The organism is Streptomyces sp. URMC 126, from assembly GCF_051386555.1.
GTDB lineage: Bacteria > Actinomycetota > Actinomycetes > Streptomycetales > Streptomycetaceae > Streptomyces.
This window is the reverse complement of record NZ_JBPQTX010000297.1, coordinates 1-8,503: the sequence shown is the minus strand read 5'-3', so window position 1 is coordinate 8,503 and position 8,503 is coordinate 1. Positions and strand designations below refer to the sequence as shown.

Annotated in this window: 7 protein-coding genes; 3 read left to right on the top strand and 4 right to left on the bottom strand. The window is 72.8% G+C overall.

The window, feature by feature from the left end; genetic code table 11:
• Window positions 1–138: 138 nt before the first annotated feature.
• A complete protein-coding gene (locus ACSNOK_RS26995) occupies window positions 139–1,683 on the top strand; it encodes an MFS transporter (RefSeq protein WP_436783386.1) in 1,545 nt (514 codons plus the stop codon).
• A gap of 85 nt (window positions 1,684–1,768) precedes the next feature.
• The gene (locus tag ACSNOK_RS26990) at window positions 1,769–2,725 is read left to right on the top strand and encodes an aldo/keto reductase (RefSeq protein WP_436783385.1); all 957 of its coding nucleotides are present in this window, start codon (window positions 1,769–1,771) and stop codon (window positions 2,723–2,725) included.
• A 138-nt stretch (window positions 2,726–2,863) separates the two neighbouring features.
• Here the strand turns inward: ACSNOK_RS26990 and ACSNOK_RS26985 are convergent, their stop codons facing one another.
• Together ACSNOK_RS26985 and ACSNOK_RS26980 are read right to left on the bottom strand one after the other, a co-directional pair.
• Window positions 2,864–3,184, bottom strand: coding sequence for a hypothetical protein (locus ACSNOK_RS26985; RefSeq protein WP_436783384.1), 321 nt, complete (start codon window positions 3,182–3,184; stop codon window positions 2,864–2,866).
• A 150-nt stretch (window positions 3,185–3,334) separates the two neighbouring features.
• Window positions 3,335–4,312, bottom strand: a complete 978-nt coding sequence (locus ACSNOK_RS26980; protein ID WP_436783383.1) for a helix-turn-helix domain-containing protein — start codon at window positions 4,310–4,312, stop codon at window positions 3,335–3,337.
• Between the two features lie 73 nt (window positions 4,313–4,385).
• On the opposite strand from ACSNOK_RS26980, the gene ACSNOK_RS26975 reads away from it, so the two are divergent.
• Window positions 4,386–5,630 carry an MFS transporter gene (locus ACSNOK_RS26975; RefSeq protein WP_436783382.1) on the top strand — a complete coding sequence of 415 codons (1,245 nt, stop codon included), beginning with the start codon at window positions 4,386–4,388 and terminating at the stop codon, window positions 5,628–5,630.
• A 59-nt stretch (window positions 5,631–5,689) separates the two neighbouring features.
• Here ACSNOK_RS26975 and ACSNOK_RS26970 read toward each other — a convergent pair whose 3' ends face one another.
• On the bottom strand, window positions 5,690–7,138 hold the full coding sequence (locus ACSNOK_RS26970) for a PrsW family intramembrane metalloprotease (RefSeq protein ID WP_436783381.1): 1,449 nt from the start codon (window positions 7,136–7,138) through the stop codon (window positions 5,690–5,692).
• A 303-nt stretch (window positions 7,139–7,441) separates the two neighbouring features.
• Entirely contained in the window at window positions 7,442–8,341 is a 900-nt protein-coding gene (gene trmB / locus ACSNOK_RS26965; protein ID WP_436783380.1) for a tRNA (guanosine(46)-N7)-methyltransferase TrmB, read from the bottom strand.
• Window positions 8,342–8,503 lie beyond the last annotated feature (162 nt).

Genomic DNA, 8,503 nt, shown 5'->3' with positions numbered 1-8,503 from the left:
CGTCCCACCCGTCCCGACCGCCCCGCCCGTCGGCGGTCGGAGCCGCCCGCGCGGGGCCGGGGCTCGAAGGGCCGCTCGCGCGCCGTGATCGTCCGCCGCACCCCGATCCGGAAATTTGCCGCGAATGTTCCGAGTGCGATCGGGAACTCAGATTGTGTGACGACCGCGACCATCAGCACTTCCGTGCCCGCACGCCTGGACCGGCTGCCCTGGTCCCGGTGGCACTGGACTGTGGTGATCGGGCTGGGCACGGTCTGGATCCTGGACGGCCTTGAGGTCACGATCGTCGGGAACATCGCGGGACGGCTCTCCGAACAGGGGAGCGGACTGCCCATCACCGGGGCGCAGGTGACCGGTGTGGCCGCCGCGCTCTATGTGTCCGGTGCCTGCCTGGGGGCCCTGTTCTTCGGCCGGCTGACGGACCGGTTCGGCCGTAAAAAGCTGTTCATGGTGACCCTCGCCGTCTATCTGGGGGCGACGGCCCTGACCGCCTTCTCGTACTCTTCCTGGTGGTTCTTCGCCTTCCGTTTCCTCACGGGATTCGGCATCGGCGGCGAGTACGCGGCCATCAACTCGGCGGTCGACGAGCTGATCCCGGCCCGTTACCGGGGGCGCGTCGACCTGATGATCAACGGCAGCTTCTGGCTGGGCGCCATCGCCGGCTCCCTGCTGTCGATCGTCCTCCTGGACACGCGCGTCTTCCCCAAGGATGTGGGCTGGCGGCTCACGTTCGGACTGGGCGTGGTGTTCGGCCTCGTCATCCTGGTCGTGCGCCGCCAGGTCCCGGAAAGTCCGCGCTGGCTGTTCATCCACGGGAAGGCCGAGGAGGCCGAACGGCTGGTCGACGCCATCGAGCGGCGCATCGAGGCGGACAAGGGCATCAAACTCGCCCCGCCCGCCGGCCGGATCACCATTCGCCAGCGCAAGCGCACGGGGTTCCGGGCCATCGCCCGTACTGTCTTCACGGACTACCGGCGGCGCGCCGTGCTCGGCCTCGCCCTCTTCATCGGTCAGGCGTTCCTCTACAACGCCATCACCTTCGGTTTCGGGGAGATTCTCACCAAGTTCTTCGGAGTCGCCACCGCGCGGACCGGTTACTTCTTCGCGGTCATGGCGCTCGGCAATTTCCTGGGCCCGCTTTTCCTCGGCAAACTGTTCGACACCGTGGGCCGACGCGTGATGATCTCGTCGACGTTCCTGCTGTCCGGGGCGCTGCTCTTCGTCACGGCATGGCTCTTCGACGCCGGCCACCTGACCGCGAACACCCTGACCGCCTGCTGGTGTGTCGTCCTCTTCTTCGCCTCGGCGGGCGCGAGCAGCGCCTATCTGACGGTGTCCGAGGTCTTCCCGACGGAGACGCGGGCCATGGCCATCGCCTTCTTCTACGCGGTGGGCACGGCGGCCGGCGGCATCAGCGGACCGCTGCTGTTCGCCCAGCTGACGTCCACGGGCGTGGTGAGCGACGCGGTGCTGGCCTTCCAGATCGGCGCGACGCTGATGTGCCTGGCCGGGGTGACCGCCGCCTTCCTGGCGGTACGCGCCGAGGGCCGCTCCCTGGAGGACATCGCCACCCCGCTTTCCGTCCAGCCCGAACCGCTCCCGGCCACCCCGCGCTGGAGCAGCAGTACCCTCCGGGCCGGGGCGGGCGGTGAGCCGGCGACCGCGCCGGTGTCGGATGAATGAGTAGGGAGCCGGGGACAGGGGCCGCGGGGGAGCGACGAAAATCCCCGGAGGAATACGCTCCGGGCGCGGCACGCTGGAACAGGGCATGACCGACAAGCACCGTCACCACACCCGGAAGATCGGCAGTCTGTCCGTCCACCCGCTCGCCCTCGGCGGCAACGTCTTCGGCTGGACCGCCGACGCGGCTCAGTCGTTCGCCGTCCTGGACGCCTACGCCGAGGCCGGCGGCAACTTCATAGACACCGCGGACGCCTACTCGGCCTGGGCCCCCGGCAATTCCGGCGGCGAGTCCGAGACGATCATCGGCGACTGGATGGCCTCCCGCCGCAACCGCGACGACATCGTGGTGGCCACCAAGGTCGGGGCCGGCTACCCGGAACCCAAGGGCCTGTCCGCGCGCACCATCAAGGAAGGCGTCGAGGGCTCCCTGCGCCGCCTGCGCACCGACCGCATCGACCTCTACTACACGCACTACGACGACCCGTCGCTGCCCGTCGAGGACTACATCGCCACGCTCGACGGCCTGGTGAAGGAGGGCAAGGTCCGCGAGATCGCGGCCTCCAACGTCACCCCCGAACGGCTCGCCCGGGCGCTGGAGTTCAGCGACTCTGCCGGGCTCGCCAAGTACGTGGCGATCCAGCCCGAGTACAACCTCGTCTCGCGCGACACCTACGAGGGCCCGCTCGCCGAGGTCGCCACCCGGCACGGCCTGGCCGCCGTTCCGTACTACGCCCTCGCCTCAGGCTTCCTGACCGGCAAGTACCGGCCGGACACGGCCGTCGAGAGCGCCCGCGCGGAAGGCGCCGCCAAGCACCTGAAGACGGAACGCGGCCCACGGGTGCTGGCCGTCCTCGACGAGATCGCCGCCGCGCACGATGCCGAGGTGGCCACGGTGGCCCTGGCCTGGCTGGCGAGCCGGCCGACGGTCGCCACGCCGCTGGCCAGCGCCCGTACCGTCGAACAGCTGCCGCCGCTGCTGGCGCTGGCCGACCTGCGGCTGACGGAGGAGGAGCTGGCGCGGCTGACGGAGGCGTCGGCGTAACGGGCGACGGGCGGGGGCGGGGGCGTCATGGCTGCGCTGCGCTGCGCTTGCTGCTGCGATGCGGCCCCCGCGTCGTACCCGTAGGGGTTGCCCGCAGGGGCTCTCCCTCGTGCCCGCCCCGCCCGGCTTGCCTGCCCCTCAGCCCTCGCGCGCCGCCGTGCGCTCCACGCCCCAGGAGGCGAGGGCGACGGTACCGGCCACGCCCAGTACGGACGGCCAGGCGCCGACCTTCTTGGCCAGCGGGTGGGAGCCGGCGAACGCGGCCACGTACAGCCCGGTCAGGGCGGCGGCCTTGCCGGAGCCAACCTTGCCGGCCCACTGGCGGGCCGCCACCACGCCGGCCGCGCCGAGGGCGACCCCGCCGAGAGGCCGCTTCTTGGTCAGCCGCGCCACGGTGTACCCCCCGACGAGCCCGGCCGCGGCCACCACGGACGCCGGAACTCGTGTCACTGCACTCATCGCTGCCATAGCGGCAACCTCCGCATCAAAGACATCAAGAGACGCGTACGTCTGTCCCGACACTAACCCGCCCGGATACGCGCCCGATCGGCGAGAGGGCGGAAGCCGCCCTTCCGTCCGGCGCGGGCCGCGGCGCCGGGGTACGAGCCTTCAGCCGGCCGCCGTGAGCAGGGTCTCGGCGACGGCCGTGCGGGCGTAGAGGACGGACCGCCCGGCACGGTGCGCGCTGACCATCCCCGCCCCGCGCAACGCCGCGAGGTGCTGGGAGACACCGGCGGCGGAGATGCCGGTGCGGCCGGCCAGTTCGGTCGTGGAGGCGGGCGCGGCGAGTTCGGTCAGCAGCCGGGTCCGGGAGCGGCCGAGGACTGCGGCGATGGCCTCGGACCGGGCCACCGGCCGCCGCTCCCACAGGGTGCCGGTGCCGCGGGCGGGATAGGCGAGCTGGGGCGGGGCCGGGTGCTGCATCCACGTCAGGACGCCGGCGGCGAACACGGACGGGACGAGCAGCAGCCCGGGACCGGCGGTCTGCCGTGACAGCACGCAGCACCGGCGGACCAGCCGGAGCGTGTTGTCGTCCCAGCTCACCGTGGTGTGGAGGTCGTTGAAGAAGTGCGCGGCGCCGTGTTCGGCGACCTGGCGGGCGCGGTGGAAGACCTCCGCGTCCAGGACGGCGCGGATCTTCGCCCAGTAAGGGGCGAGGGCGAGCTCCCAGAAGGTCTCGATCTCCTCCGTGATCTGCGGCAGCCACCGTTCCGGATCCGCCCGCAGCGCCCGGATCCGCGCGGTGTCCCGGCCGAGCTTGCCGATGTCACGGCGGACGGACGCGGCGGGCGTCGCCCGGATGGCCGCCAGCTCGGTGTCGAGGGAGGGGGCCGGCTCGGCGGGGAAAGGAGTGAGGAAGTCGCAGAGGTAGTTCCGCGGCGGGACGAGCTCGGCCAGCCACCCGGCCGTCAGCCCCGCGTCGTCCACCCGGTGCCGCACCTGCTCGGTCCAGGGCCGGTGCACAGGGTGGGCGGCCCGCGACACGAGCAGCCGGAAGCCGGCGACCACCTCCCACATCGGTGAGACCGCGAAGCGGGTGAGCGCCAGATCGTCGGCGGAAAAAGCGAGTTCGGAGAGCACGGACACCCCCGTCGTCCGGTTGCATTCGGCCTGAGCTTAATCAATGGAGGCCGCGCGGGCACCGGGCGAAAGTCAGGGCATGCTCTCCACCTTCAGCGGGCTCCCCCGCGCCGCCTGGATCGTCTTCACCGGGACCGTCGTCAACAGACTCGGCTACCTCGTCACCCCGTTCCTCGTCTTCTTCCTCGGCTCCCGGGGCATCCCCACCGAACAGATCCCCTACGTACTCGGCGCGCTGGGCGCCGGCAACCTGATCGGACCCGCCCTCGGCGGCCTGCTGGCCGACCGGGTCGGCCGCCGCACCACGATGATCGCCGGCCTCCTGGGCACCGCGGCGGGCCAGGGCCTCCTCTTCACCGCACCGGACACCGTCACCCTGGCCCTCGCCGCCATCCTGCTCAGCGGCGCCGGCAGCATGGTCGGCCCGGCCGCGAGCGCGCTCCTCTCCGACCAGGTCACCCCCGACCGCCGCCGGGCGGCGTTCTCCCTCTTCCACTGGGCCGTCAACATCGGCACCGCGATCGCCGGCATGCTGGGCGGCTTCCTGGCGGCCCGGGGCTACTGGCTCCTCTTCACCGTCGACATCGTGAGCACCCTCGCCTACGCGCTGATCGCCGCGTCCTTCCTCCCGGCAGGCCGCACCCGGCCCACCACCCCGCAGAGCGGCGGCACCGGCTACGGAGTCGTCCTCCGCGACCCGCTGATGCGCGCCCTGCTGCCCCTCTTCTACGTCGCGCTCGTCATCTACACCTTCACCGAGGTCGCCCTGCCCCTCGCGATCCGCGACGACGGCCTGTCCACGACCACCCTCGGGCTGATGGCCACCCTCAACGCGGCCCTGGTCGTCGTCCTCCAGCCGCTCGCCATCACCGTCCTGGCCCGCTTCCGCCAGATCCCCGTCTACGTGGCCGGCAGCATCCTCGTCGCCCTCGGCGTCGCCCTCACCGGCGTCGCCCACACCCCCTGGGCCTACGCCGCGACCGTCGTCCTCTGGTCCCTCGGCGAGGCCACCATCGGCGGCGTGGCCGGCTCCATCGTCGCCGCCCTCGCCCCCGACCACGCCCGAGGCCGCTACCAGGGCGCCTACCAGTGGACCTGGGGCACCGCCCGCTTCACCGCACTCTCCCTCGGCACCACCGTCTACGCCACCGCCGGCCCCGCCGCCATCTGGTGGTTCAGCGCCACGGCGGGCACAGCAGCAGCCCTCGCCGTCGGCGCCCTGAGCCCGACGATCGCACGGCGGACCGCCTTGGACGCGCCGACCGCCGAGCAGGCGGCACCCTCGGGAACCGCGGAGACGACCGGAGCGGTCGCGGGAGCGTAGCGGCGGGACCCGGGCATCGGGGGGGGAGCAGGCACCGTGCGTTCGCGGCGCCGCCGTTGTCAGGAAGGACGCCGCGTCCCCGGTCCGTAGGCGCCGGGTGCCTGGGCGAAGCCGGTGGGCCGGTAGGCGTTCTCGGCTCCGTATCCCGGCCCCACGCCGTACGGGCCGGGCGCGATCGGACCGGGATACATCCCCACGGGCGGCGGCACCGGCCGGGCGACGGACATCGAGGCGCGTTCCAGGGCGGGTTGGGCGATGTGTTTGCGTTGCCAGAGGTGGTGGAGGAGTTCCTGTTCTCGGGCTGTGAAGTCCGGGGTGAGGCGGCCCGCGTAGGCGCGTTGGCGGAGGAAGGCGAGGGAGGTGGCGAAGGAGACGTACTCCGCCACCGTGCGAGCGGCGGTGCGGCCGCCGGTGCGTTTGGCCACGTCTCGGGCGATGGCCCGGGCGCGCATCGAGGAGAGGGCCAGTGGCTCCGGCGGGGTGAGCCAGCCGGCCGCCTGGTACTCCGGGAGGCGGGCGCTGACGGTGCGGAGTTCGTTCTGGCGGGACCAGATCGTCAGCCAGGTGAGGGTGCCGAAGACCGGGAGCATGAAGAGGGAGTAGACGGCCAGGAAGCCCAGGCCCGGGAGGGACGTCGAGCCGTTCCAGACGCCGTGCAGGACCATGGCCGTGAGCAGACCCGCTACGGGGACCAGAGGGCGCAGGAACCGGCGGCGGGTGGGGAGGACGGCGGCGATGCCGAAGCTCAGGCCCGTCATGGAGGTGAAGAGCGGGTGGGCGAACGGGGACATCAGGACGCGGACGAAGAAGGTGCCCGCCGTCGTCGAGAAGCCCGAGGCACCGAAGCTCTGGTCGGTGGCGTACGCGTTGCCCAGGTAGAGGATGTTCTCGGTGAACGCGAAGCCGGTGGCGGTGATGCCCGCGACGACGACGCCGTCCACGATGCCGTTGAAGTCGCGGCGCCGGAAGAGGAAGAGGAACAGCAGGGCCGCCCCCTTCGCGCTCTCCTCGACCACGGGCGCGACGAACGTCGCGCCGAAGGTGCCGACGTCCTCGCGGCGGGCCGTGTCGACGCTGTTCCTGATCCACTCGGTCGCGTAGCTGTTGGCGATGAGCGCCATCAGGGTGGCCGCGCAGGCGCCCCACGCGAAGGCGAAGATCAGGTCCTTCCAGGGCTTCGGCTCGACCCGGTCCATCCAGCGGAACGCGGCGATGAGCAGGGGAACCGGCAGCACCGCCAGCCCCAGACCCACCAGGAAGCCCTGTGTACCGGTCTGCTCCCGGACGAAGGCGAGGATCAGCAGGCCGCAGAGGGCCAGGAGGAGGACGATCGCGCCCGCGCGGACGGCCTTGTTGTCCCAGAGAGCGCGACGCGGTCGGTAGTGCCGGCGCGCCGGAGTGGGCAGGGCGCCGAAACCCGGCGCTATCCCGGGTGCCCCAGGGGCCCCGGGCGTGGGTATCGGGCCCGGGTCGGCGGACGGGGACGGGTGAGGCTGGGACTCATGCACTGAACGACCCTAGCCAAGCCCGCGGCGCGGGTGGAGCGGTTTGCCTCCCGGGCGGGAGCGGGAGGGGGCGCGGGCTAGGGGGCGAGGGAGGTCGGGCCCGCGGGCAGTGCGCGGCCGTTGGCCGTCACGGCGGTGATCGGGGTGGCGGCCGGCATGGCCGTGGGTGGGCGAGCGCGGGTGGTGGGACGCGGGGTGGTGGCGTTCAGGGGCGTGGGCGCAGCCGTTTCGCCGCCGTCGGCGGCCTGTTATGCGGTGGCCGTCACCGGCTCCCGGGTGCGGGCCGCGGAGCCCGCGCCCGGGTCGTCAGCCGCGGCGGCGGAAGAGGAGGTCGCGTACCGCGTGGCCCTTGTCCAGGCCCTGGCCCTCGAAACGGGTCAGTGGACGGAAGTCGGGGCGCGGGGCGAAGCCGCCGTCCGCCTGGGTGTTCTCGAAGTCCGAGCTGGCGGTCAGCACCTCCAGCATCTGCTCCGCGTACGGCTCCCAGTCCGTCGCACAGTGCAGCAGCGCGCCCGGCGCCAGCCGCGTCGCCGCCAGGGCCAGGAACTCGGGCTGGATCAGCCGGCGCTTGTGGTGGCGCTTCTTGGGCCACGGGTCCGGGAAGTACACGCGCATGCCGGCCAGCGCGTCGGGCGCCAGCATCTCGCGGAGCAGGATGATCGCGTCGCCGTTGGCGACCCGGACGTTCTTCAGCCCCTTCCGCTCCGCGAGCGCGAGCAGGTTGCCCTGGCCCGGGGTGTGGACGTCGCACGCGAGGATGCCCGTGCCAGGGTCCGCGGCGGCCATCTCGGCCGTGGCCTCGCCCATGCCGAACCCGATCTCCAGGACCACCGGCAGCTTCGGGTCACCGAAGAGCTCGCCGAGGTCGATCCGGCTCAGCCCGTCGATGTCGAGGCCCCACACCGGCCACAGCCGGCGCAGCGCCTCGCCCTGTCCGGTCGTGACGCGGCTGCGGCGCGGCTGGAACGAGCGGATACGCCGCTCGTGGTGCGAGCCGGCCGGGTCCGGGGCGGGGCCGTCGGGGAACATCGGCTCCCGGCGGGCCCGGGCGGGAGCGCGGGTCTCGGCCGGGGCCGGTTCGCCGGCCGCGTCACTGATCGGCTGGGCGGTCGGCTCGGAGGCCGGGGCGGCGGCGGCCAGGGCGTCCTCGGCCGCTGGCGCGGCGGAGGCGGCGTGGCGTGCGGGGTTCTCGGACTTCTCGGACACAGTCCTTCCATAGTACGGGCGAGGCCCGCAGCAGATGGGTCCGTACATGTCAGGCGCCGGGCCGGGGCGGCCAAGCGCACGTCAGGCCGCGCGCGTCAGCGCATACGCATCAGGTCCCGTCGGCGGTCCGTGAGCGCGGCCCGCCCCCTCCCCGGCCGGCTC